Annotated in this window: 17 protein-coding genes; 9 read left to right on the plus strand and 8 right to left on the minus strand. The window is 71.1% G+C overall.

The window, feature by feature from the left end:
• Positions 1-281: 281 nt before the first annotated feature.
• Positions 282-662: a VOC family protein gene (locus O7597_RS29990; RefSeq protein ID WP_281581452.1), complete on the plus strand. Its 381-nt coding sequence runs from the start codon at positions 282-284 to the stop codon at positions 660-662.
• Positions 663-811: 149 nt separating this feature from the next.
• On the opposite strand, the gene adhE is transcribed toward O7597_RS29990, so the two are convergent.
• The gene (gene adhE / locus O7597_RS29995; protein WP_281581453.1) at positions 812-3,472 is read right to left on the minus strand and encodes a bifunctional acetaldehyde-CoA/alcohol dehydrogenase; all 2,661 of its coding nucleotides are present in this window, start codon (positions 3,470-3,472) and stop codon (positions 812-814) included.
• Between the two features lie 169 nt (positions 3,473-3,641).
• Between adhE and pflB the strand changes: the two genes are divergently transcribed.
• The 3 genes from pflB (at position 3,642) to O7597_RS30010 (ending at position 7,574) form a co-directional block, all read left to right on the plus strand.
• Positions 3,642-5,921 carry a formate C-acetyltransferase gene (gene pflB / locus O7597_RS30000; protein WP_281581454.1) on the plus strand — a complete coding sequence of 760 codons (2,280 nt, stop codon included), beginning with the start codon at positions 3,642-3,644 and terminating at the stop codon, positions 5,919-5,921.
• Positions 5,918-6,697, plus strand: a complete 780-nt coding sequence (gene pflA / locus O7597_RS30005) for a pyruvate formate-lyase-activating protein (protein WP_281581455.1) — start codon at positions 5,918-5,920, stop codon at positions 6,695-6,697. Before pflB ends, pflA begins: the two co-directional genes overlap by 4 nt.
• A 202-nt stretch (positions 6,698-6,899) precedes the next feature.
• Positions 6,900-7,574: a 4'-phosphopantetheinyl transferase superfamily protein gene (locus tag O7597_RS30010; protein ID WP_281581456.1), complete on the plus strand. Its 675-nt coding sequence runs from the start codon at positions 6,900-6,902 to the stop codon at positions 7,572-7,574.
• A 76-nt stretch (positions 7,575-7,650) separates the two neighbouring features.
• On the opposite strand, the gene O7597_RS30015 is transcribed toward O7597_RS30010, so the two are convergent.
• The 3 genes from O7597_RS30015 to O7597_RS30025 form a co-directional block, all read right to left on the minus strand.
• Positions 7,651-10,413 carry a LuxR family transcriptional regulator gene (locus O7597_RS30015; RefSeq protein WP_281581457.1) on the minus strand — a complete coding sequence of 921 codons (2,763 nt, stop codon included), beginning with the start codon at positions 10,411-10,413 and terminating at the stop codon, positions 7,651-7,653.
• A 117-nt stretch (positions 10,414-10,530) separates the two neighbouring features.
• Positions 10,531-12,261: a 2-isopropylmalate synthase gene (locus O7597_RS30020; protein WP_269742050.1), complete on the minus strand. Its 1,731-nt coding sequence runs from the start codon at positions 12,259-12,261 to the stop codon at positions 10,531-10,533.
• An 83-nt stretch (positions 12,262-12,344) separates the two neighbouring features.
• Positions 12,345-12,683, minus strand: a complete 339-nt coding sequence (locus tag O7597_RS30025) for a hydroxyisourate hydrolase (protein WP_281581458.1) — start codon at positions 12,681-12,683, stop codon at positions 12,345-12,347.
• A 234-nt stretch (positions 12,684-12,917) separates the two neighbouring features.
• On the opposite strand from O7597_RS30025, the gene O7597_RS30030 reads away from it, so the two are divergent.
• Positions 12,918-13,079 (plus strand): hypothetical protein, encoded by a 162-nt coding sequence (locus tag O7597_RS30030; RefSeq protein ID WP_269742052.1) that lies wholly within the window; start codon positions 12,918-12,920, stop codon positions 13,077-13,079.
• Positions 13,080-13,289: 210 nt separating this feature from the next.
• Here the strand turns inward: O7597_RS30030 and O7597_RS30035 are convergent, their stop codons facing one another.
• Positions 13,290-16,526, minus strand: coding sequence for a BTAD domain-containing putative transcriptional regulator (locus tag O7597_RS30035; RefSeq protein ID WP_281581459.1), 3,237 nt, complete (start codon positions 16,524-16,526; stop codon positions 13,290-13,292).
• Between the two features lie 395 nt (positions 16,527-16,921).
• Here O7597_RS30035 and O7597_RS30040 point away from each other — a divergent pair, with 395 nt between their 5' ends.
• The 3 genes from O7597_RS30040 to O7597_RS30050 are packed head-to-tail and all read left to right on the plus strand — an operon-like array spanning position 16,922 to position 20,282.
• Positions 16,922-18,172, plus strand: coding sequence for a 3-hydroxyacyl-CoA dehydrogenase NAD-binding domain-containing protein (locus tag O7597_RS30040; protein ID WP_281581460.1), 1,251 nt, complete (start codon positions 16,922-16,924; stop codon positions 18,170-18,172).
• A complete protein-coding gene (ccrA, locus tag O7597_RS30045) occupies positions 18,169-19,521 on the plus strand; it encodes a crotonyl-CoA carboxylase/reductase (protein WP_269742055.1) in 1,353 nt (450 codons plus the stop codon). Before O7597_RS30040 ends, ccrA begins: the two co-directional genes overlap by 4 nt.
• Positions 19,518-20,282, plus strand: a complete 765-nt coding sequence (locus O7597_RS30050; RefSeq protein ID WP_269742056.1) for an alpha/beta fold hydrolase — start codon at positions 19,518-19,520, stop codon at positions 20,280-20,282. The genes ccrA and O7597_RS30050 overlap by 4 nt, the downstream gene beginning before the upstream one ends.
• 43 nt (positions 20,283-20,325) lie before the next feature.
• Here the strand turns inward: O7597_RS30050 and O7597_RS30055 are convergent, their stop codons facing one another.
• Positions 20,326-21,057: a helix-turn-helix domain-containing protein gene (locus O7597_RS30055; protein WP_281581461.1), complete on the minus strand. Its 732-nt coding sequence runs from the start codon at positions 21,055-21,057 to the stop codon at positions 20,326-20,328.
• Between the two features lie 220 nt (positions 21,058-21,277).
• Here O7597_RS30055 and O7597_RS30060 point away from each other — a divergent pair, with 220 nt between their 5' ends.
• A complete protein-coding gene (locus O7597_RS30060; RefSeq protein WP_332317158.1) occupies positions 21,278-21,952 on the plus strand; it encodes a DUF4097 family beta strand repeat-containing protein in 675 nt (224 codons plus the stop codon).
• Between the two features lie 151 nt (positions 21,953-22,103).
• On the opposite strand, the gene O7597_RS30065 is transcribed toward O7597_RS30060, so the two are convergent.
• Together O7597_RS30065 and O7597_RS30070 are read right to left on the minus strand one after the other, a co-directional pair.
• The gene (locus tag O7597_RS30065) at positions 22,104-23,336 is read right to left on the minus strand and encodes an acetylornithine transaminase (protein ID WP_269742058.1); all 1,233 of its coding nucleotides are present in this window, start codon (positions 23,334-23,336) and stop codon (positions 22,104-22,106) included.
• On the minus strand, positions 23,320-24,087 hold the full coding sequence (locus tag O7597_RS30070) for an alpha/beta fold hydrolase (protein WP_281581462.1): 768 nt from the start codon (positions 24,085-24,087) through the stop codon (positions 23,320-23,322). Before O7597_RS30070 ends, O7597_RS30065 begins: the two co-directional genes overlap by 17 nt.

Here is a 24,087-nt window from a genome sequence, read left to right on the forward strand (position 1 = left end):
CGCCGCCGACTGCGCCGGTACCCGGGTCCGCAGGAGCGCAACGACCGAGAACGCGCTGAGCACCGCGGCCAGAATCATGGCGCCCCGCATCCCGGCGATCTCGTAGGAGGACAGCGACCACGTCAGGGACGACGCGTCAAGCCACCCATCGACGCTACGTCAAGGCCAATTGATGCATCAATCTGGTTTGATGTAATCTCGCTGCAGGGCATAGCTGAGAACCATCGCGAGTCCGGAGCCTGCCGCCACTGCGCCAACGAATGTGAAGGAGCAACCCGCCCATGACCGGAGACGACAGGTACGCCAGCGTCCGGTACATCGTCGATGACGTTCAGGCCGCCATCGACTTCTACACCACCCACCTCGGCTTCACACTCAACGCCAGCGCCGCGCCCGCCTTCGCCGACGTGGTCCGCGGCCGGCTGCGGCTGCTGCTCTCCGGCGCCCCCAGCTCCGGTGCCCGCGCCACACCGGCTGACGCCAACAGCCCCGGACGCAACCGGATCCACCTGCCCGTCGAGAATCTCGACGCCGAGATCAGCAGGCTGCGCGACGCCGGACTGACGTTCCGCGGTGAGGCCATCAGCGGGCCGGGCGGTCGCCAGATTCTGCTCTGCGACCCGGCGGGCAACCTCATCGAGCTGTTCCAGCCCGCACGGTAGGCGGACCGGACCGGCCGCGGCCCACGGCATCGGCCGGAGTATCGGGCGCCTGCCCGGCGCGGCCAGGGGCGACACCACCCGGGCCGCCGCCGCTCAGCGGATCCCGGCGGCCACCCGAGGCCGCGACGAGGGTGACACGGCGGCGGCGATCACTTGCCGCAGTACGCGGCGCGCATCAGCTCCTGCATGTCGTCGAGCATCGGCATCCGCGGGTTGGCCGGGGCGCACTGGTCCTCGTAGGCGTTGAGAGCCTGGTGCGGCAGGGCCGCGAGGAACGCCTCCTCGTCCACACCGACGGCCTGGAAGGACGACTCGATGCCGACGGCGTCGCGCAGCCGCTCCACCGCGGCGGCGTACGACTCGACCCCCTGCTGCGCGGTGGCGGCTGGCAGGCCCAGCATCCGGGCGATGTCCTGGAACCGCTCCGGCGCCCGGTAGTGCTCGTACTTGGGCCACCCGGTCAGCTTCGCCGGCGTGGCACCGTTGTAGCGGATGACGTGCGGCATCAGGATCGCGTTGGTGCGGCCGTGCGCCACGTGGAAGGTGGCGCCCAGGGTGTGCGACATGGCGTGCACGATGCCCAGGAAGGCGCTGCCGAAGGCCATGCCGGCGATGGTGCCCGCGTTGTGCATCTTCTCCCGGGCCTCGGCGTCGGCCGCGCCGTCGCGTACCGCCCGCTCCAGGTAGTTGAAGATCAGCTTGATGGCCTGCAACGCGAGGCCGTCGGTGAAGTCGTTGGCGTAGACCGAGACGTACGACTCGGTAGCGTGGGTCAGCGCGTCGAAGCCGCTGTCCGCGGTGATCCTGGGCGGCAGGTCGGCGGCGAGCACCGGGTCGACAATGGCGACGCTCGGCGTCAGCGCGTAGTCCGCGAGGGGGAACTTCTTCCCGGTGGCGGTGTCGGTGATGACCGCGAACGGCGTCACCTCGGCGCCCGTGCCGGAGGTGGTGGGGATGCAGACCAGTCGGGCCCGCTCCCCCAGCGTCGGGAACTTGAACGCCCGCTTGCGGATGTCGAAGAACTTCTCCCGCATGTCGGCGAAGACCACCTCCGGGTGCTCGTAGCGCAGCCACATCACCTTGGCGGCGTCCATCGCCGATCCCCCGCCCAACGCGATGATCGTGTCGGGCTGGAAGGAGCGCATCAGCTCCGCGCCCCGGTCCACCGTGCCGACGCTCGGCTCCGGTTCGATGTCGTCGATGATCTGCAACGCCACCCGTCCGGGTCGCTGCTGCAGCACCGTGATCAGCCGGTCGACGTACCCCAGCCGGGTCATCGTGTGGTCGGTGACCACGGTGACCCGGTGCACGTCGGGCAGGTCGGCCAGGTAGCGGATCGCGTTCGGCTCGAAGTAGATCCTCGGCGGGACCTTGAACCACTGCAGGTTGTTGGTCCGGCGGCCGATCCGCTTGACGTTGACCAGGTCGACCGCGGTGACGTTGTTCGACACCGAGTTGCGTCCGTAGCTGCCGCAGCCCAGCGTCAACGACGGCAGGAACGCGTTGTACATGTCGCCGATGCCGCCCTGGGAGGCGGGAGCGTTCCAGATGATGCGTACCGCCTTGACCCGCCGTCCGTACTCCTCGACGAGTTGCTCGTCCTCGCTGTGGATGACCGCGCTGTGGCCGAGGCCGTTCAGCTCGACCATCTGCTCGGCGTACCGGATGCCGTCCTCGGTGGACTCCGCGCGCAGCACCGCCAGGACGGGGCAGAGCTTCTCGCGGGTGAGCGGCTCGGCCGGCCCGACGTGGTCCACCTCGACCAGGAGCACCGACGTGTCGGCCGGCACGGTCAGCCCGGCGCGCTCGGCGATCCACGCCGCGCTCTGGCCGACGACCTGCGGGTTGAGGCGCCCGCCGGCGCAGTCGGCGCCACCGGCGGCACCGCCGAAGATCAGCTCCTCGATCCGGCGCTTCTCGTCCCGGGTGGCCACGTACGCGTGCAGCCGCTGGAACTCCGCGAGCGCCGCCGGGTACACCTCGGCGTCGATGATCACCGCCTGCTCCGAGGCACAGACCATGCCGTTGTCGAACGACTTCGACAGCACGATGTCGTGCACCGCCCGGCGCAGCCGCGCACCGCGATGCACGTACGCCGGCACGTTGCCGGCACCGACGCCGAGGGCCGGCTTGCCCGACGAGTACGCCGCGCGCACCATGCCGTTGCCGCCGGTGGCCAGGATGGTGGACACGCCCGGGTGCTTCATGAGCGCGCCGGTGGCCTCGACGGAGGGCTGCTCGATCCACTGGATGCAGTGCTCGGGTGCGCCCGCCGCGACGGCGGCGTCCCGGACCACCCGGGCCGCCTCGGCACTGCACCGCTGGGCGGCCGGATGGAAGGCGAAGATCATCGGGTTGCGGGTCTTCAGGCCGAGCAGGGCCTTGAAGATGGTCGTCGAGGTGGGATTGGTGACCGGGGTGACGGCGCAGACCACGCCGACCGGTTCGGCGATCTCGACGATGCCGTTGATCTCGTCCCGGGAGATGACCCCGACCGTCTTCAGACCCGCCATGTGATTGGTGACGTGCTCACACGCGAAGATGTTCTTGACGGCCTTGTCCTCGAAGACGCCGCGTCCGGTCTCGGCCACCGCCATCCGGGCCAGGTCGGCGTGCCGGCCCAGCGCCGCCACCGAGGCCTTCGCCACGATCCGGTCGACGCGCTCCTGGTCGAAGGCGGCGTAGTCGTCAAGGGCCCGCAGTCCGTTGTCGACCAGGGTGTCGATCGTCGTTCCGGGCGCGCCGGCGGTGCCGTTCTGCGGCGGCGTGGCCGGGGCGGGTAGGAGGCTCGTCGCGGGCACGGCGGTCATCCGGATACTCCGATCGTCAGTGCCGGTCACGTCGTCCGGTCACACTCTGATCGTCACCGATGCCCCCGCGACCGCGCCGGTGCCCAGCGGCCCGGACCGACCGGGTCTTTCGCCCCTGACCGCCCGGTCGGCGCCGGGAGAGGCTCGAGGAGAGCTTCCAGGAGGAGACATGGTCCAGCAGCACAGCACGGCAGTCCGGCCCGAGCAGCACACCACGGCCGGGTCCGACCCGTGGCGCGGCTTCCACGGCGACGCCTGGCGCGACAGCGTCGACGTGGCCGCGTTCGTCCGGGACAACGTGACCCCGTACTGGGGCGACGCCCGGTTCCTCGCCGGGCCCACCCCGCGCACCACCGGATTGTGGGACCGGCTACGCGACATGTTCACCGTCGAACGCGAGCGCGGCGTCTACGACGTCGACCCGCACACCCCCGCCACGATCACCTCGCACGCGCCCGGCTGGATCGACCGCGACCGCGAGCTGATCGTCGGGTTGCAGACCGACGCGCCGCTGCGCCGGGCGATCATGCCCAACGGTGGGCTGCGGATGGTGGAGAGCGGGCTGACCGCGTACGGCTTCGCCATGGACCCGCAGGTGCGCCACATCTTCACCGCGTACCGCAAGACGCACAACGCCGGGGTCTTCGACGCCTACCCCGCCGACGTGCTGGCGGCGCGGCGCTCGCACATCGTCACCGGACTGCCCGACGCGTACGGCCGCGGCCGGATCATCGGCGACTACCGGCGGGTCGCGCTCTACGGCGTCGACCGCCTCGTCGCCGAACGTGCGGCGATCAAGGCGTCCCTGGACGACCGTCCCGGCACCGAGGAGGTCATCCGGGACCGGGAGGAACTGGCCGAGCAGATCCGCGCCCTCGGCGAGCTCAAGGAGATGGCCGCCGGCTACGGCTACGACGTCAGCGCGCCCGCCACCACCGGCCGCGAGGCCATCCAGTGGCTCTACTTCGCCTACCTGGCCGCCACCAAGGAACAGAACGGCGCCGCCATGTCGCTGGGCCGCACGTCGACGTTCGTCGACGTGTTCCTGGACCGCGACATCGCCGAGGGCCGGCTCACCGAGTCCGCCGCCCAGGAGCTGATCGACGACTTCGTGATCAAGCTGCGGATCATCCGGTTCCTGCGCACCCCCGAGTACGACGAGTTGTTCTCCGGCGACCCCACCTGGGTGACCGAGGCGATCGGCGGCGTCGACGCGGGCGGTCGGCCGCTGGTGACCCGAACCAGCTTCCGCTTCCTGCAGACGCTGTACAACCTCGGTCCGGCGCCGGAACCGAACCTGACCGTGCTCTGGTCGCCCGACCTGCCCGCCGGTTTCAAACGCTTCTGCGCGCAGGTGTCGCTGGACACCAGCGCCATCCAGTACGAGAACGACGACCTGATCCGGCCGGTGTACTCCGACGACACCGCGATCGCCTGCTGCGTGTCGGCCATGCGCGTCGGCAAGGACATGCAGTACTTCGGCGCCCGCGCCAACCTCGCCAAGGCCCTGCTCTACGCGATCAACGGCGGCCGGGACGAGATCACCGGTGAGCAGGTCGCGCCCGCGACGCCGCCGGTCACCGACGACGTGCTGGACTACGACACCGTGCTGGCCGCCTTCGACCGGACCCTCGACTGGCTGGCCCGCACCTACGTCCGGGCGCTCAACGTCATCCACTACATGCACGACAAGTACGCCTACGAGCGGCTGGAGATGGCGCTGCACGACCACCCGGTGCACCGCTTCCTCGCCACCGGGATCGCCGGGCTCTCCGTGGCCGTGGACAGCCTCTCGGCGATCCGGCACGCCCAGGTGAAGGTGTTGCGTGACGGCACCGGTCTGGTCACCGACTACACCGTCGACGGCGACTACCCCGCCTTCGGCAACAACGACGACCGGGCCGACGCCATCGCCGTGGACCTGGTGGAGCGCTTCATGGCGAAGGTACGGGCGCAGCCGACCTACCGGGGGGCCGAGCCGAGCCTGTCGGTGCTCACCATCACCTCGAACGTGGTCTACGGCAAGCACACCGGCAACACCCCGGACGGTCGTCGAGCCGGCGAGCCTTTCGCGCCGGGCGCGAACCCGATGAACGGCCGGGACACCCACGGCCTGGTCGCCGCGGCGCTGTCGGTGGCGAAGCTGCCGTACGCCAGCGCCCGCGACGGCATCTCGCTCACCACCACGGTCACCCCCGACGGGCTCGGTCGCACCCGCGACGAGCAGATAGACAATCTCGTCGGAGTGCTCGACGGTTACACCGACGCGGGCGGTTTCCACCTCAACGTCAACGTCCTCGACCGGGCCACCCTCGAAGACGCCATGGCCCACCCCGAGCGGTACCCGCAACTGACCATCCGGGTCTCCGGGTACGCGGTGAACTTCGTCCGGTTGACCCGCGAGCAGCAGCGCGACGTCATCTCCCGCACCGTCCACGGCCGGCTGTGACCGCCGTGGCCTGGCCGTCGCGCCCGTCCTACGTGCCCGCCGGCACGGTGCTCGGTTCCGTCCACTCCTTCGACACCTCAACCGGAGTGGACGGACCCGGCACCCGCTTCGTGGCCTTCCTCGCCGGCTGCCCGCTGCGCTGCCGCTTCTGCCACAGCCCGGACACCTGGTACCAGCGCAGCGGACGGACCATGACGGTGGACGACCTGGTCACCGAGATCCGGCGATACGAGCGGTTCATCAAGGTGGCCGGTGGTGGCGTCACCCTCAGCGGCGGCGAGCCGCTGCAACAGCCCCGGTTCACCGCGGCGGTTCTGCGCCGCTGCACGGAGCTGGGGCTGCACACCGCGCTGGACACCAGCGGTTTCCTCGGCGACCGCGCCACCCCGGAGCTGCTCGACGCGACCGATCTGGTGCTGCTGGACATCAAGAGCCGGGATCCGGCGACCTACCGCCGGGTCACCCGAACCGGTACGGTCACGCCGACGCTGCGCTTCGCCCACCGGCTCGCCGATCGGGGCATCCCGATCTGGATCCGCTCCGTGCTCGTGCCCGGTCTCACCGACGACCCGGCTAATGTGGCGGGCGTCGCCGACTTCGTCGCCACCCTGGCCACGGTGCAGCGGGTGGAGGTGCTGCCGTTCCACCGGCTCGGCGCGCACAAGTACCGCGAGCTGGGGCTGCCCTACCCGTGCGCCGACACCGAGCCGCCCACCCCCGAGCTGCTCGCACGGGTCCGTGCCCAGTTCACGGATCGGGGGCTGGTGGCCCGGTGACCACCCGTCGGGCCCCACCGACACTCCCCTACTCGCCCTGGACCTCCCGTAACCGTGCCGGTCCGAGCCCGAGAGACCGCCGCCACGCATTCCGGTACGCGGTGCCGGTCCTTAGCATTCGTTACATGCCCACTGTCGACAAGAGCGCCCCGCCGCCATCGACGGCGGGAATGGAGAAACAGTCACCGGTTCGGAGCGTGCCATGATCGAGGCGATTCTCCCGGCCGGCACCGTCGCCGTCGACACCTTCACCGAGGCGCCCGACCCATTCCTCTTTCCGGACGAGGAAAGGGTCGTCCGCGCCGCGGTGGACAAACGGCGGCGCGAGTTCACCACCGGCCGCTGGTGCGCCCGGCAGGCGATGGCCCGCCTCGGTCGCGCACCGGCGTCGGTACCGCCCGGGCCACGCGGTGAACCGCGCTGGCCGGCCGGCCTGATCGGCAGCATCACGCACTGCGACGGCTACCGCGCCGCGGTGCTCGCCGAAACCGAGGTCGTCACCACCATCGGCATCGACGCCGAGCCGAACGCACCGCTGCTCGACGATGTCCTGCCGGCCGTGTCGCTGCCGCAGGAACGGGACCGGATCGGCCTGCTGCGGCGCGATCACCCCGACGTGTGCTGGGACCGGTTGCTGTTCAGCGCCAAGGAGTCCGTCTACAAGGCCTGGTTTCCGCTGACCGGGCGCTGGCTGGACTTCGAGGACGCCGACATCACCTTCGACCCGCTGGCCGGCACCTTCGAGGCCCGGATACTGGTGACGGGGGCGCAGTTGCACGGGCGCCGGCTCACCGGCTTCAACGGCCGCTGGCTGGCCCGGAACGGGCTGGTCGTGACCGCCATCGCGGTGGTGGCACCCGCGTTCGCCGTCGTCTGATCCGCTGGACGGACCGCACGACTGGCGAAGCCACGGCAGCAGGCCGCACCGATGGGTGCGGCCTGCTGCCTGTCGCTCAGACGCTGGCGGAGTAGTCCGGGCTCAGACTCGCCGGCAGGTCGCCACGGCGGGCGACGTTCAACTTGCGGTACGTACGGGTCAGATGCTGCTCGACGGTGCTGATCGTGATGAACAGCTTCGCGGAGATCTCCCGGTTGCTGTAACCGGCCGCCGCCAGGGCGGCGACGCGATGCTCGGCCTCACTCAGGACCGCCACCGCCACGACCGGGTTGATCGCATCCGGGGTGTCCCCCTCGTCCCAGCCGGACTCCAGGCTGAGCGCCTGGAGCAGCGGTAGCGCCCCCGCCTTCTCGGCCGTGGCCCGCGCCCGCCGGGCGATGAGGCGGACCCGCCGCGACTCGCCGAGCGTCTGGAACGCCTCGGTCAGGTCGACCAGGGTGCGGGCCAGCTCGTAGTCGTCACCGCCGTTGTGCAGGTCGGCGGCCTGGCGCAGGAACATCGGCCGGTGCCGGAGCTCACCGCAGGCGGCGTAGAGGCGCAGGGCCATGGCGCGCACCCGCGGCTGGCCGTCGCCGCAGCGCTTCAGCTGGTCCTCGACCAGCTGCTGGGCCTGCTCCGGCGCGTTCATCCGCAACAACGTCTCGGCCGCGTCGACCCGCCACGGCACCAGGCCGGGGGTGTCCATCCCCCACTGCGCGGCCAACTGGCCGCAGAGCCTGAAGTCGCGCAACGCCAGCGGCAGCTCACCGACGGCGAGGCTGTACCGGCCCCGGGCGTACAGGTAGTGCAGTCCGAACCGGGTCTGGAACATCTCCTCCGGCACCGGCTGATCCAGGTGGTCGCGGACCGCACCGATGTCACCGATCGCGGTGGTCGCCATGATCAGAACAGCCAGCGGACCACCCACCGCGACGCCCCAACTGCTCGACGGCATCACCGTCAGCGCGTCGGTGGCGTACTGCCGTGCCCCGGTCAGGTCGCCCAGGCGCATCGAGATCTCCGCGCGGATCGCCGCCAGCCGCGCCTGCCGGCTCGGCGAGCGTCGCATCCGCGCCTCGTCGACGAACGCGTCACACCACACCGCGGCGCTGGCCGGGCAGCCACCGTAGGTGAGTGCCAGCAACGCACTCTCCACGGTGTCCAGGCTCATCTCGTCCAGGCGCGAGTTGCGCAGGATCCGTTCGGCCACCGCGATCGCCCGCTCCGACGGGCCGTCGCTGAGCACCCCGGCCAGCGCGGTGGCCGCCGACAGCCGATGACTGGCCGACACCGTCGGCATCGCCACCGGCGGCTGGATGCCCGGGTGCAGCAGCGGCCGGAAGGACGGGTACGTCGCGAGCATCAACGGCCGGGTGATGACCAACTCGGCGAGCGTCTCCGCGTCGGCCTTGCCGCTGTGCGCGCTGATCAGCTCGAACGCCTCCCGGGCTTCGGTGAACTGGCCGTGCCAGAGCAACGCCTTGGTGAGCACCAGCGCGTCCACCCCGCGCAGGTGCCCGCCACGCAGGGCGGCGGCCAGCTCGGGCAGGTACCCGGTCGGCGCGCTCGGGTTGATCCGCCACTCGGCGCGGACCAGGGCGGCGGTGATCCGGGCACGCCGCTGGCTGTCGGTGCAGGCACCCAACGCGAGTTGCAGGTAGCGCACCGCCGCCGCCACCTGGCCCTCCCGCAACGACTGCCGGGCCGCGTCCTCGAGCACCGGCACGGCCCACGCCTCGTTGACGTCGCCGGCGCCGACCAGGTGCTCGGCCACCACGGCGCTGGACGCGCCACCGCGATGAGCGAGCACCGCGGCCCGGCTGAACAGGTCGGCGCGGTCCAGCTCGTCGATGTCGGCCAGCACCGCCGCGCGCGCGGCCGGATGCCGGAAGTTCGTACCGGACAGCAGGCCCATCGTGGTCAGCGTGCGTACCGCCGGGCCGATCTGCCCGCCGTCGTCCGGGACCAGTTGTTCGAGCAGCGCGAGATCGCCGCAGACCGCCAGCCCCTGGGCCACCCGCCGCACCCGGGCGCTGGTGCGGTGCAGGCAGGAGACCACCGCCCGGGCGAAGTTCTCCCCGGTCACCGGTTCGCCGCCGACCCCGGCGCCGGCGGCCGACGCCTCCCGGTGATCGTCGAGCAGGCCACGCAGCAGCAGCGGGTTGCCACCGCTGACCTGCTGCCAGGCCGGTGCCAGCCGCTCGGCGTCGGCTTCGCCGACGTAGCTGGCCGCCAGTTCGCGCATCGCGTCGGCCGACAGGGCCGACAGGACGATCCGGGAGCCGTGCGGCGGCCGCCAGAACGCCTCGGTGTCGAATGCGACGTCGTCCCGGCGACCCTGCTCGGTCTGGGTGAACAGCAGCAGCATGGGCGCGAAGCGCGCCCGCCGGGCCAGGTAGGACAGGCAGACGATCGACAACCGGTCGGCGCGGTCGATGTCGTCGACCGCGATGATCAGCGGATAGCGGTGGGACAGCTCCAACAGGATCGTGCAGAGGGCGTGCACGATCTGCGGGTCGATCTGGTTGTCGCAGTCGTCGGCGCGGACCCCTTCGTACAGCAGGTTCATCGCGCGCCGCTGCTCCTCGGGCACCAGCGGCGCGTCGAGCAGCAGCTGGGTGAGCACACCGAGCGGCAGGTCACGCTCGGCGTCCGCGCCGATCGCGGTGATCGCCAGGGCGTCGCGGTCCACCGCCCGGTCGGCGTAGGTGTTCAACAACTCGGTTTTGCCGGACGCTACCGCGCCCGCTATGACGGCGATCCGCCCTTTGCCGGCGACGGCCGAGGCAAGGAGGCCGTCCAGCGTGGCGATCGCGTCCGCGCGCTCGACCAACTTCATGATCATCCTTTCGATACGATCGCAGCTCCGGCTCGCTCACCTGGGATCGGCCGGTACTCCAGACGCTACGGACGGCCGCTGTCGTACCCCTATCGCCGCGCCATCCGTCGATTGTGCTCACCCGACCCGGGCGTAGCGTGGCGTGACCGCCGGTGCCTGGTCCTGCCGCGGTGGCGACGCCAGCGGGGTCCGACCGACCCGGGCCACCGCCGAGCGCACCGCGGCCGACACCGCCGCCGGCAGGTCGGCCTCGATGCCGGCGCCCCACAGGGTCTCCTCGCCCACCCGCAGCTCCGCGTACACGACCAGGCCGGTCGAGTCGGCCAGCCCGGTGCCGGTGCGGTGCACCGCCCGCACCTCGACGCCCCAGCGGGCCAACGACCGCCCGATCCGTTCCAGCTCGTCGGTGCGTTGCCCACCGACGGTGAACGCGGCACCGTCGATGTGCAGATACGCGGACACCGGACGGGCCGTCGCCACCGGCACCACCATCAGCGACCCGGACACGTACTCGTCGCGGAACAGGGCGCACACCCGCTCGGGGTCGATCTCGCCGCCCTCGGCATCGGCGTAGGACTGCACCAGGCCGGCGAACTCCAGCTGCAGCTCCCGCGGCGGATGCAGCCCGAGCCGGGAACTCAACACGTACGCCACCCCGCCCTTGCCGGACTGGCTGTTGATGCGCACCACACTCTCGTAGGCGCGACCCACGTCCTGCGGGTCGATCGGCAGATAGGGAATCTCCCAGGCGACCTCGTCCACCGGGACGCCCTGCTCGGCCGCGACCCGGCTCTGCTCGGCGAAGCCCTTGTTGATGGCGTCCTGGTGGGAGCCGGAGAAGGCGGTGTAGGCCAGGTCCCCGGCGTACGGGTGCCGGGGGTGCACCGGCAGGTCGGTGCACCGCTCGGCGGTGCGCCGGATCCGGTCCAGACCGGAGAAGTCGATGCCCGGGTCGACACCCTGGCTGAACAGGTTCAACCCCAGCGTCACCAGGTCGACGTTGCCGGCCCGCTCGCCGTTGCCGAACAGGCAGCCCTCGATGCGCTCGGCACCGGCGAGCACGGCCATCTCCGCGGTGGCCACCCCGGTGCCCCGGTCGTTGTGCGGATGCACCGACAGGCACAGGTGCTCGCGCCGGCTCAGATGCCGGTCCATCCACTCGATCCGGTCGGCGAAGACGTTGGGCATGGTGCGTTCGACGGTGGTCGGGAAGTTCAGGATGATCGGCCGGCCGGGCTCCGGCTGCCACACGTCCATCACCGCCTCGCAGACCTCCAGGGAGAAGTCCGCCTCGGTGTCGTTGAACAGCTCGGGCGAGTACTGGTAGCCCAGGTCGCAGTCGGCGAGGCTCTCCTCGGCGTACTTCATCATCAGCTGCGTGCCGTGCACGGCGAGCTGCCGGCACCCGTCCCGGTCGACGCCGAGCACCATCCGGCGGAACAGCGGCGAGGTCGCGTTGTAGAGGTGCACGGTGGCGCGCGCCGCGCCGACCAGGCTCTGCACGGTGCGCCGGATCAGGTCGTCGCGCGCCTGGACCAACACGGTGATCCGTACGTCGTCGGGGATCAGGTCCTTCTCGATGAGCAGCCGCAGGAAGTCGTGGTCGTCCCTGCTCGCCGACGGAAAGCCGACCTCGATCTCCCGGTAACCCATCGTCACCAGCAACCGGAACATGCTCAGCTTCCGGGCCGGGTCCATCGGGTTGACGAGCGACTGGTTGCCGTCGCGAAGGTCGGTCGAGAGCCAGCGGGGGGCCGCGGCGATGACCCGATCCGGCCAGGTGCGGTCCGGCAGCGGCTCATGGACGGCCGGCCGGTAGCGCTTCACCGCGTTGGAAAAGGAATGCATGCTGTCCTCCTTGATCATCACCGCGGCGTGGTGGTTCGTCGCGGCGCTTCAGCACGACGGCGCGCGCGGCGCGCCCTTCGATGTCAGCTGCGAGCACCGAGAAACATCGAGCACGAGTACGGCGCCAGCAGCACCTGGATCTCACAGGCGTCCGTGTCGTCGAGGAGCCCGACGACAACCGCGATCTCGGGGTAGGTGGTGCTGACTCCGAGGTTGGCGAAATAGGAGCCGCTGTCGAAAACGACGCGGTAGTCACCCTTGACCAGTCGACTGTCCGTCCAGTCGAGGATGTGGCCGGCGTCGTCGGTCGCCGTGCCGGCCACCGGCTCCCAGCCTCTGGTCGTACGCCGCTCCAGCCGCGCCGGAACTCCGGCAGCAGGTCGGCCGTATACCACATCAAGGGCCTGCGCAGTGACCTTCATCGAATTTTGCTCCTGTTCAGCCCGCGACTGCGCGGGCGCCTGGTTTCCGCGATCATCGAATGGGCCGCTATCGCCGTGCATTCGAATGCCTATCGTCGCGGCCGTGGCCGAGCATCGGAGGCAGAAAAGAAGTCAATAGTGCGCCAATGGACCGGGGCCATAACTTCGTTTCCAGAACCGCTGCCGCACCGCTCTCAAGGCAGCCGGTAATCCGCTAAGAAACGAGGATTAACCATGCGTTCGACTGCTGCTCACATCGCCAAGGCCATTGTCGCCGGTTTGTTCGGTATCGGGCTCGCGCTGGCCGGTGCCTCCGCCGCACAAGCCGACACCACGCTCTCCGCCGGCGAGACGACCGTGAACTCGACCACGCTGGACAACTGGCCCTGGACCTGATCGACGCCGCACCAGCGGAACGCCTCACAACTACGGATCCGCGCTGCCGAACGACCCGCCATATCGTAGAAGGACGGTGTGCAGGCTAATCGCCCGCACACCGTCCTTCTGCAATTCGGTGTCGCGACCGGAACCACCATGCCCCGCCGAGCGAAAAGGCCGACACCGCCGGCGACCAGTCGCCCGGTGTCGACCGCGAGGCGGCAGCGGCTACGTCGCGGTCATCTCGCGGTGAGCCGGCGCGGCCGTCGCCTCGCTCTCCGCCGGCTCGGCGTACGGCTGGTCGCCACCACCCGCGGCGGCGTACGCCTCGCTGAGCATCACCAGCACCCGCGCCTCGAACCTCGGCGCCTGGATGCTGCGGAACAGGCTCAGGGCCCGGTGCAGGTGCACCACCGCCTGCGGCGCCTTTCCGACCGCCAGGTCCAACTCGCCCAGGCTGCGTTCGACCCGCGCCTCGATCATCCGCTCGCCGGTGCTGGCCGCCAGCCCCCGCGCTTCGGTGAGCGCGCGACCAGCCTGATCGTGATCGCCGGAGCACAGGTGGGCCAGGCCCAGTCCGTGCAGCGCGTAGGCCTGGCCGATCGGATCACCCAGGTCGCGCACCACTGTCAGGGCCTCGTCGAACGCCGTCACGGCCGCCGCATGGTCCCCGGCGCTCAGGTGGGCGTCGGCCAGCCGGTGCAGCACCTGCGCCTCGACGCGCCGGCTGCCGGCCTGCCTGCTCAGCTCCAGCGCGCGCGGCAACATCCGCTTGGCCTCCTCCGGGTTGCCGCGTTCCAGCGCGGTCTGCGCCATGCTGTTCAGCACGTAGGCCGCCGCGGTCAGGTCACCCGCGGCGAGCAGCACGTGCAACGCACTCTCGTAGCGACGCGTCGCGTTGTCGAAGTCGCTGGCGATCCGGTCCAGGTAGGCCAGCTGGCGGCTGACCAGGGCGACCCCGTGCTCGGCGCCGAGCTGTTTGAACAGCCGCTCGGACTGCTCCAGGTTCTCCCGCGCGTCGGTGAAGCGCTTCTCGACGACGCCGAGCGAGCCGGTGGAGTACAGCATCACCGCCTCGCCGCGCTGATCGCCCACGGATCGGCACGCGGCCAGGGCCACCCGGTGGGTCTCTCGCCAGTCGTCGAGATAGATCCGTGACTCGAACAGGGTCACCGACGTGAACGCGAGGTCCCAGCACAGCTCGACCAGGCCGACCTTGACCGTCTGGCGCACCGCGGCGACCAGGTTCAGGCGCTCGCGCTCCAGCCAGCCCAGCGGATCACGGACGACCCGCGCCACCACCTCCGGGGCGAACGTCCACCGCTCGGCCTGGCTGTGCACCTGCCGGGTGTCGCAACCGTGCAACCGCTCGTGCGCCTGCTCGGCGAGGAAGAGCAGCGCGCCGAGCACCCGTGACAGCGCCGCGCTGCGATCGGTGGCGCCCTCCTCCACGGCCAGCCGTTCCCGGGCGAACACCCGGATGAGATCGTGGAGCCGGTACTGGGCGCGCAGCCCCCCTTCGGTGCCGGTGATCTCGACCAGCTGTGCGTCGACCAGCTCATCGAGCAGGTCCTGCGCGTCGGCCAGCGGCTGGTCGAGCAACGCGGCGCTGACCCAGCCACCGAAGGCCGGGAAGTCGAGCAGGGCCAGCCGGCGGAACAGCCGGCGGGCCTCATCGGCCAGGTTGTCGTAGGTGAGCGAGATGCTCACCCGGATCCCCAGGGCACCGTGCTTGAGCTCGTCGAGTCGGCGGGATTCGTTCTCCAGACGGCTGGCGAGCTGCTCCACCGTCCAGTGCGGACGCGCCGACAGCCGCGCGCCGGCGATTCGCAACGCCAGCGGCAGCTGCCCGCACAGCTCGGCCAACTCGGCCGCCGCGTCCGCCTCGGCCTGCACCCGGTCGCCGCCGGCTATCCGCGACAGCAGCGCGATCGACTGGACCGAGTCGAAGACATCCACCTCGATGTGCACCGCGCCCGGAAGCCCCGCCAGGCGCCGCCGGCTGGTGACCAGCACCGCGGAGCTGGGGTTGCCGGGCAGCAGCGGCAGCAGTTGCGTCTCGCTGCCGGCGTTGTCCAGCACGACCAGGATGCGCCGGTCGGCCAGCAGATCGCGGTACATCTCCGCGCGCTCCTCCAGCTCGTCCGGGATCGCGTTGCCCGGCACGCCGAGGCCGCGCAGGAAGCGTTCCAGCACCTGGGTCGGACTGGCCTGCCGGGACGCACCGCCGTGCAGGTCGGCGAAGAGTTGGCCGTCCGGATAGCGCCAGGCGATCCGGTGCGCGACGTGTACGCACAGCGAGGTCTTGCCGATGCCGGGCTTGCCGGCGACCACGACGATCGGCACCGCCAACTGAGCTGGATTCTCCGCGGCCTCGGCGAGGCGTTCCTGGATCTCCTGGATCTGGTCGGTGCGACCGGTGAAGTCCGCGATGTCAGTGGGCAGCAGGCTCGGGCCGCCACCGGTGACCGGCAGGGGCACGCCGACGCCGGTGACCGGCAGCTTCGGGCCGCCGCCGGTCACCGGCAGGATCGGATCGACGCCGGCCACCGGCAGGATCGGATCGACGCCGGTCACCGGCAGGATCTTGCCGTCGGCGGCCGGCAGGGGCGGGCCGACGCCGTCGGGCGCCGCCTGCTCGGCGATGACGACCGGCGGCGGGATCCCCACCGGCTCGGCCACGACGGGTCGCCCGATCTCGATCCGCTCCGGGGGCAGCGGCGCGTCGAGCCCGATGTCGGAGCCGAGGATCGAGCGTTCCAACCGCTGCAACCGCTCGCTGGGCTCCAGGCCGAGGTCCTCGATCAGAATCCGGCGGGCCGAGCGGTAGCACTCCAGCGCCTCGGCCTGCCGGCCGGACCGGTAGAGCGCGAGCATCAGCTGCCCGCGCAGCCGTTCGCGCAGCGGATGGGCGGCGACCAGCCCGGTCAGCTCGGCGATCACGTCATCGTGTCGACCCAGGGCGAGCTCGAAGTCGATGCACTCCTCGGTGGCGGCCAGCCGGCGCTCGACGAGCCGGTCGGCGGCCGCGCGCAGTGGTTCGCTGTCCAGGCCCTCCAGCGGCGCGCCGCGCCACATGCGCAGCGCCTCGCGGTAGAGCCGCACGGCCTCGTCCTTGTCGGCGGTCGCGCCCGCCCGGCCGAGCAACGACTCGTACCGTTGCAGATCGACATCGTCATCGGGCACTTCCAGGGCGTACCCCTGGTGCCGCGTGGTGATCGCCTCCGGGCGCCCGTTGGCCGCCAGCAGCCGGCGGAGCGCGGACACACAGATCTGCACCTGGGCACGGGCGCTGTTGGGCAGCCGCTCGCCGTAGACCGCGGTCACCAGTCGCCCGACCGAGATCACCCGGCGCGGTTCCAGGGCAAGGCTGGCCAGGACGATCTGCTGGCGATGACCCCCCAGGTCGAGGCGACCCCCGTCGTCGTCGACCGCTTCCAGCGGACCGAGTACCCGGAATTCCATCGGCCCGCCTACCCTGCGCCACCGTGACGTATTCGTCCCGATGGGGTAGCCATACTCACGACTTGTCGACGCCTGCCCTGCGAATCAACATATCTGCCCCAATTTCGGTGGCCACACCACAATGCACCCCTCGACCGTGTGTCACATTGAGATTACGAACGCATCCATGGTCGCCGCTACCTCATAACCAGAGCACTTCGTCCAATCAGGACTGTCCGTTCAATCGATTGTGCTACGACGTACGGTGTGGGCCCGGTGACGGAACGCAGCGCTGCTCGGTGATTCGCGGCAGTCGACCCGAATGGACACCGCCTAACCCTTAGCAGCCCCGGATTTTCCGGCAGGCGGAGAAAAGGGGTGCCGCCGGCATCAGACCCGCTCTTAGCGTAGCGGGCATGCAGGATCAAACGGCGACAGCTCTCGTGGTGGAGTATCTCAACCGCGCCGCCGCTCACCACGGTGAGGGCCATGTGACCCGCGACGACGTCGACACCGCCATGCGCCTCGGCTGCGGCCTGCCGCAGGGTCCACTCGCTCATCTCGACGACCTCGGCATCGACGTCGCCATCGCCATGCTCGACGACGCCGGGATCCGGCCCGCGGCGATTCTCATCCGGATGGCGTGCGACGGTCGGCTGGGCCGCCGCGTCGGCCGCGGCTTCTACGACTACGACCGACCGGACATCGGCCAGACCGGCGCCCCGCAGGACTCCGGTCCGTCGGGTGCCCCGCGTCCACCGCGCCGACTCGGCGTCGTCGGGTCGGGCACCATGGCACGCGGCATCGCGCAGGTCGGCGCCGTCGCCGGCCTGCACACCACGGTGGTGGCCCGGACCGACGAGCGGGCCGCCCTGGCCCGGGCGCAGATCGGCCGCTCGCTCACCGCCGCGGTGTCGCGCGGCCGCCTCGACGAGCCGACCCGGATGACCGCCGAGGAGTGCCTGACCACCTCGGCCGACCAGGCCGCACTCGCCGGTTGCGACGTCGTCGTCGAGGCGGTGGCCGAGGACGCCGACATCAAGCGGCGGGTGTTCGCCGCGCTGGCCGCCGCCTGCCCGACCGACACGGTGCTCGCCACCACCACCTCGAGCCTGTCCGTCGCCGCGTGCGCGGCCGCCGCCGGCCGTCCCGCCGACGTGCTCGGTCTGCACTTCTTCAACCCGGCACCGGCGATGCGGCTGGTCGAGATCGCCGCCACCGCGACCACCTCGGCGCAGACGGTGGCGACGGCGCACGCCCTGGTGCGGCGCCTGGGCAAGGTCTCCGTGCACAGTGCGGACCGGTGCGGATTCATCGTCAACTACCTGCTGTTCGGCTATCTCAACCGCGCCATCACCCTGCTGGAGCGCGGTGCGGTGCGGGCCGAGGAGTTCGACGCCACGATCCGCGCCGAGTTCGGCTATCCGATGGGCCCGTTCGCGCTGCTCGACACCATCGGACTCGACGTGTCGCTGGCCATTCTGCGCCGGCTCCACGACGAATTCGGCGAGCCCTGCTTCGCCCCCGCGCCGGCCCTGTCCGCGCTGGTCGCCGCCGGGCGGCTGGGTCGCAAGACCGGCACCGGCTTCCTGAGCGAGATCCCTCGAACCCGGCCACGGCAGACGGCGATGGCCGGCAACGCCGTCGCCACAGGTGGTGTCCGATGAACGCGAACTTCGCCGCGGCGGTCGTGGCCGCGCCCGACGCCGCGGCGGTGGCCGCCATACCGGTACCGGAGTACTACCGAGGAGCCGTGCTGCTCGAAGAGGACCAGCACATGTTCGACGACATCCCGCTCGCCGAGCGCGAACCGGCCAAGGCTTTGCACGTGCGCGACGTGCCGACCCCGGAGCCAGGGCCCGGTGAGGCGCTGATCGCCGTGATGGCGAGTGCGGTCAACTACAACACCGTGTGGAGCGCGCTGTTCGCACCGGTGCCCACCTTCAGCTTCCTGCGCCGTTACGCCCGCACCGGTGATCTCGCCGCCCGGCACGCCCAGCCGTACCACGTGATCGGCTCCGACCTCGCCGGCGTCGTCCTGCGCACCGGCCCGGGGGTGCAGCGTTGGCGCCCGGGTGATCGCGTGGTCGCGCACTGCCTGTCGGTACAGCTACAGCACCCGGACGGCCACGACGACAGCATGCTGGACCCGGAACAGCGCATCTGGGGGTACGAGACGAACTTCGGTGGGCTCGCCGACCTGGCGCTGGTGAACGCGAACCAACTCATGCCGAAGGCGACGCACCTGACCTGGGAGGAGGCCGCGTCGCCCGGGCTGGTCAACTCCACCGTCTATCGGCAGCTGGTGTCACCGCACGGCGCGGGCATGCGCCTCGGCGACAACGTGCTGATCTGGGGCGCGGCTGGCGGCCTGGGCTCGTTCGCCGTGCAGTACGCGCTGTGCGGGGGTGCCACTCCGATATGCGTGGTCTCCAGCCCCGAGAAGGCTGAGGTGTGCCGGCGCATGGGTGCCGAGGCGGTCATCGACCGGGAGGCCGAGGCCTACCGGTTCTGGCGCGACGAGACCACCCAGGACCCGCGCGAGTGGCGCCGGTTCGGCCAGCGAATCCGGGAGCTGACCGGAGGAGAGGATCCCGACATCGTCTTCGAGCACCCCGGGCGCGAGACGTTCGGCGCGTCCGTCTATGTCGCCCGCCGTGGCGGCACCGTGGTGACCTGTGCCTCCACCAGCGGGTACGAGCACCAGTTCGACAACCGCCATCTGTGGATGAGTCTCAAGCGGATCGTCGGGACGCACTTCGCCAACTACCGTGAGGCATGGCAGGCCAACCGGCTCGTCGTGCGGGGCCGCATCCACCCGACGCTGTCCGTCACCTATCCCCTCGACGACGTCGGTCGGGCCGTCGACGACCTGCACCGCAACCGACATCAGGGCAAGGTCGGCGTGCTCTGCCTGGCAGCCGCCGAGGGCGGCGGCGTCGAGGACCCCGAACTGCGGGAGCGGCAGCTGACCGCGATCAACCGGTTCCGGCCGCCGGCCGGGTGCGCGGCATGAACGGTCCCGATCCACGCTGGATCCGGCGGTACCACCGCGGGCCGGAAGCCGGCGTCACCCTCGTCTGTCTGGCCCACGCCGGTGGCTCGGCCAGCTTCTTCTACCCGTTCTCGGCAGCCCTGTCCCGCTCGGTCGACGTGGTGGCCGTGCAGTACCCGGGCCGCCAGGACCGCCACGACGAACCGCAGGTCGACAGCGTGGCGGCGCTCGCCGCGGCGGTGGCCGAGCAACTGGCCGCCTTCGGCCCGCGACCGGTCGCGCTGTTCGGGCACAGCATGGGCGCGCTCGTGGGTTACGAAACCGCGCTGCTGCTGGAACAGGCCGGCCACCAGCCGACACACCTGTTCGCGTCCGGCCGGCGGGCCCCGTCGACGAGCCGGCCGGAGGCGGTCCATCGACTCAGCGACAACGGGCTGGTCGCCCACGTGCAGGAACTCGACGGCGACGCCGGCGTCGCCGAGGCGCTCAACGATCCCGACGTGCGCGCCATGGCGCTACCCGCGCTGCGGACCGACTACCGCGCCGTGGAGACCTACCCGGTCACGGCCGGCCCGCCGCTGCGCTGCCCGATCACCGTGCTCACCGGCCGCGACGACCCGGTGGTCAGCGCCGCCGAAGCGGCCGCCTGGCAGGGGCACACCCTCGGCGGCTTCGAGTGTCTGACCTTCCCGGGCCGGCACTTCTTCGTGGCCACCCACCGTGACGCGGTCGTATCCGAGATCGAACGCCGGCTCGTCGCGGTGCCGAGCGCTCCCCGCTGAAGCCACGGGAATGCGCCGGGAGGGTCGGAAACCACCACGCTCATCAGGCGTCGCTCCGGGTGGTCTCCAGTTTCGTGTGCAGGATGTCGCGGGCCTGACCCGCGGCCCGGGCGATGCTCTCCGAGACGAAGTCGACGAAGCGGGCGATGTTCTCCAGCCGGGTGGCGGCCGGGGTGCCACGGCCGAGGACACCCACACCCTGCCGGGCGATCTCGCCGAGGTGGGCGGTGGCTCGGGCGCTGGCCATCACCGACTCGTACAGCACGTCGTCGTCGACGACGTAGCGTTCGCGACGTCGTTCGTCACGTTCCCGGCGGACCAGGCCCTGGTTGTCGAGAAAGGCGACCGCCTTGGAGACCGACGCCGGACTCACCCGCAGACGCCCCACCAGCTCCGAGGCGCTGAGGCTGCCGCTGTCGGTGGTGAAGAGGCAGGCCAGCGTCCGGGCCGTCATCCGGGGCAGCCCCGACTGCATGAAGACCGTGGCGAAGGTCTCCTCGTACTCCTGCACGGCCTCGGCGTCACGACCGTGCGCCTGCGGCGGTGTGTCGGCACGCCCGGGAGTGGCCTTCCGGCGGCGCCGGACGCGTCGCTCGGTGGCGTGGTGAGCGAGGTCGGCGCGGTAGGCGGTGGGACCGCCGTTGCGCATCACCTCGCGGGTGATGGTCGAGGTCGGCCGGTTGAGCCGCCGGGCGATCGCCGCGTAGGCGAGGCCGTCGGCCAACCCGAGGGCGATCTGCTGGCGCTCGGGTTGAGTGAGCCTACCTCCCGGCATCATGGCCTCCTTCCGTGCTCCGCACCGGCCCCGAGCATAGCGTTCACTTGCCTGCTATTGCAACGGATTCACCGAGCCAAGTTGCATTGAACGCTGTCCCATTGCAACGAAATAGCTGCTCTGAGCTGCTGATACGACCTGGGAGTGCAACGGCAGTGTTGCCGTCCAGCTGAAAGCAACGTAGTGTTTCCTGCATCGGAAACATCAGTCAGGAGGAGTCATGATGCAGAGGTTCGACACCCCCGCCGCCATCTCGGCCGTGCTCGACATCCCCGCGGGACGCATCCAGATCATTGCCGCCGACCGCACCGACACGACCGTGGAGATCCTGCCCACCGACGCCGGCAAGTCCCGCGACGTGACCGCGGCCGAGCGCGTCGTGGTCACCTTCGACGACGGTGTCCTGCGCGTCCAGGCGGCGGAGCCGGCACGGCGGATCCTCGGCTCGTCCGGGTCCGTCGAGGTGACGGTGCAGCTGCCCGCCGGCTCACGGGTCGAGGCGGAGGCCGCCAGCGTCGAGTTCCGCGGCGTCGGCCGCCTCGGCGACGTCACCTTCGACGGCGCGGAGGGCGCGGTGAAGCTCGACGAGACCGCGCAGGCCCGCCTGACCCTGCAGTCGGGCGACATCACCGTCGGCCGTCTCGGCGGGCCCGGGCAGATCAGCACCCAGCGGGGCAACCTGACCGTCGCCGAGGCCGTCGCCGGCACCGTCACGCTGCGCACCGAGCAGGGCAACATCACGATCGGTGCCGCCCGCGACAGCTCGGCCACCCTGGACGCCGGCACCACGTACGGCCGCGTGCGCAACGAGCTCCGCAACACCGACGGCGCCGCCGCCGGCCTGAACATCCACGCGACCACCGCCTACGGTGACATCGCCGCCCGCAGCCTGTAGGGGTCGCCGGCCACGGCCGACCCGGCGGTGACGAGCCGAGCCACCCGCACCACCCCTGCTTCCCACTCCCCCGTCCCGGGCGGCGTGCGCCGACACCACCGTCGGCGTACGCCGCCCGTCGGTGGTGTCGAGCCAGGGAAGGTAGTGCCGCTCAGGCCGCCTCGGGCACCAGCAACCGCGCCGGTGGTCTCGGCCCGGGATCGGCGACAAGTGCCCGCGCGAGCGCGTCGACGAAGGCGTCGGCCTGAGCCGCGGTGAGCACCAGGGGCGGCGCGAGCCGGATCACGGCGGGCTGAACGGCGTCGACCAGAAAGCCGGCCGTCCGCAGCCAGTCGGTCACCGGCACGGCGACCGGTTCGGTGAGCGCGATGCCGAGCAGCAGCCCGGCGCCACGCACCCCGGCGATCAGCGGGTGCGCGACCGCCTCGATGCCGGCGCGCAGCCGGTCGCCGACCCGCTTGACGTGGTCGAGCAGGCCCATGCCGGCAATGGTGCGGATGACCGCCAACCCAGCCGCGCAGCTGAGCGGGCTGCCACCGACGGTGGTCCCGTGGGCACCGGTGGCCAGCAGGTCCGCCGCCGTCCCGAACGCCAGGCAGGCCCCGAGGGGCAGGCCGCCGCCGAGGCCCTGGGCCAGGGTGACGAAGTCCGGCGCGATCCCCTCGCTCTGGTGGTGGAACCAGTACCCGGTGCGGCCGAGGGCGGTGTGCACCTCGTCCAGCACCAGCAACGCCCCGGTCGCCGTACAGATCGTGCGAGCCGCCGCGAGGTAACCGGGCGGCGGTACCAGCACGCCGTTCTCGCCCTGGATCGCCTCCAGGATCACCATCGCCGTGCTGTCGCTGACCGCGCCGCGCAGTGCCTCGACGTCACCGAACGGGACATGGGTGACGGCGTCCGGCAGCGTCCGGAACGGATGCGCCCGGCCCGGCTGACCGGTGAACGCGAGCGTCCCCATGGTCCGGCCGTGGAAGGCCCCGGTCGTCGCGACCACCTCGGACCGGCCGGTGAGCCGCGCGACCTGGAACGCCGTCTCGTTCGCCTCGGCACCGGAGTCGGTGAACACCACCCGCCCCGGCCCGGTCAGGGCCAGCAGCAGTTCGCCGAGCAGCACGGTCGGCTCGGCCACGTCCCGGCTGGATACGTGGCCGAGCGTCGCGGCCTGCCTGGACACCGCGTTCACGACGGCCGGGTGGGCATGCCCCAGCACGTTCGTCGCGGCGCCGCCCATCAGGTCGAGGTACTCCCGGCCGGCGTCGTCGGTCACCACCGCGCCACTGCCCTTGACCAGAGCCAGACCGGGGGTGCCGTAACTGCTCACCGTCGTGCGCGACCAGCGTTCGGTGAGTGCTCTGCGGCCACCGCCGTCATCGCGGATCGCCATCACGGCCTCCCGGCGCCCAGATCCGCGCCATGTCCGTCAGCAGCCCGCTCTCCTCGTCCCTGAGATAGAAGTGCCCACCGGGGAACAGCCGGAGCTGGAAGGGACCGCGCGTGACGGCCGCCCACCCCCGCATCTGCTCCGGGCTGATCGCGGAGTCCTGCTCACCCAGGTACCCGAACACCGGGCAGTCGAGCGGCGGCCGACGCCCGCCTCGGTAGTCGTTCACCAGCTCAAGGTCCGCGCGGATGGCGGGCAACGCGAACTCCCGCAGCTCCAGGTCGGCGAAGACCTCGGTACGGCTCGCGTCGTGGCGGACGATCTCGGCGATGATCTCGTCATCGGTGTATCTGAACCGTGGCTGGTCGACCAGCGCCGCAGGAGGAAGCCGGGCCGACACGCACAGCGCGGCCGGGGGACGACCCCGCCGGTGCAGGCGCACGGCCACCTCGTGTGCCACCGACGCGCCCATGCTGTGCCCGAACAGCACGATCCGCTGCCCGGCCAGCCCGTCGAGCACGTCGGTCACGTCGTCCGCCAGAGCCTCGATACTGGACGGGAACGGCTCGCTGAGGCGGTCCTCCCGGCCCGGGTACCGGATGCCGAGCACGCCGACGTTCGTCGGCAGGCTCGCCGGCCAGGTGCGGTACGCGCTCGCCCAGCCGCCGGCATGGGGAAAACAGACGAGCTTCGTCGTACACCCCTCGCCGTCGTGGAAGCGACGTATCCACCGGTCCTTCGTCAGGGTTCTCAT

It is taken from the genome of Verrucosispora sp. WMMC514 (genome assembly GCF_027497295.1).
Classification (GTDB): domain Bacteria; phylum Actinomycetota; class Actinomycetes; order Mycobacteriales; family Micromonosporaceae; genus Micromonospora; species Micromonospora palythoicola.

Coding starts and splice junctions, on each gene's coding strand:
- O7597_RS29990 (WP_281581452.1), top strand. CDS start 282: ATGACCGGAGACGACAGGTACGCCAGCGTCCGGTACATCGTCGATGAC.
- adhE (WP_281581453.1), bottom strand. CDS start 3,472: ATGACCGCCGTGCCCGCGACGAGCCTCCTACCCGCCCCGGCCACGCCG.
- pflB (WP_281581454.1), top strand. CDS start 3,642: ATGGTCCAGCAGCACAGCACGGCAGTCCGGCCCGAGCAGCACACCACG.
- O7597_RS30010 (WP_281581456.1), top strand. CDS start 6,900: ATGATCGAGGCGATTCTCCCGGCCGGCACCGTCGCCGTCGACACCTTC.
- O7597_RS30015 (WP_281581457.1), bottom strand. CDS start 10,413: ATGAAGTTGGTCGAGCGCGCGGACGCGATCGCCACGCTGGACGGCCTC.
- O7597_RS30020 (WP_269742050.1), bottom strand. CDS start 12,261: ATGCATTCCTTTTCCAACGCGGTGAAGCGCTACCGGCCGGCCGTCCAT.
- O7597_RS30025 (WP_281581458.1), bottom strand. CDS start 12,683: ATGAAGGTCACTGCGCAGGCCCTTGATGTGGTATACGGCCGACCTGCT.
- O7597_RS30030 (WP_269742052.1), top strand. CDS start 12,918: ATGCGTTCGACTGCTGCTCACATCGCCAAGGCCATTGTCGCCGGTTTG.
- O7597_RS30035 (WP_281581459.1), bottom strand. CDS start 16,526: ATGGAATTCCGGGTACTCGGTCCGCTGGAAGCGGTCGACGACGACGGG.
- O7597_RS30040 (WP_281581460.1), top strand. CDS start 16,922: ATGCAGGATCAAACGGCGACAGCTCTCGTGGTGGAGTATCTCAACCGC.
- ccrA (WP_269742055.1), top strand. CDS start 18,169: ATGAACGCGAACTTCGCCGCGGCGGTCGTGGCCGCGCCCGACGCCGCG.
- O7597_RS30050 (WP_269742056.1), top strand. CDS start 19,518: ATGAACGGTCCCGATCCACGCTGGATCCGGCGGTACCACCGCGGGCCG.
- O7597_RS30055 (WP_281581461.1), bottom strand. CDS start 21,057: ATGCCGGGAGGTAGGCTCACTCAACCCGAGCGCCAGCAGATCGCCCTC.
- O7597_RS30060 (WP_332317158.1), top strand. CDS start 21,278: ATGATGCAGAGGTTCGACACCCCCGCCGCCATCTCGGCCGTGCTCGAC.
- O7597_RS30065 (WP_269742058.1), bottom strand. CDS start 23,336: ATGGCGATCCGCGATGACGGCGGTGGCCGCAGAGCACTCACCGAACGC.
- O7597_RS30070 (WP_281581462.1), bottom strand. CDS start 24,087: ATGAGAACCCTGACGAAGGACCGGTGGATACGTCGCTTCCACGACGGC.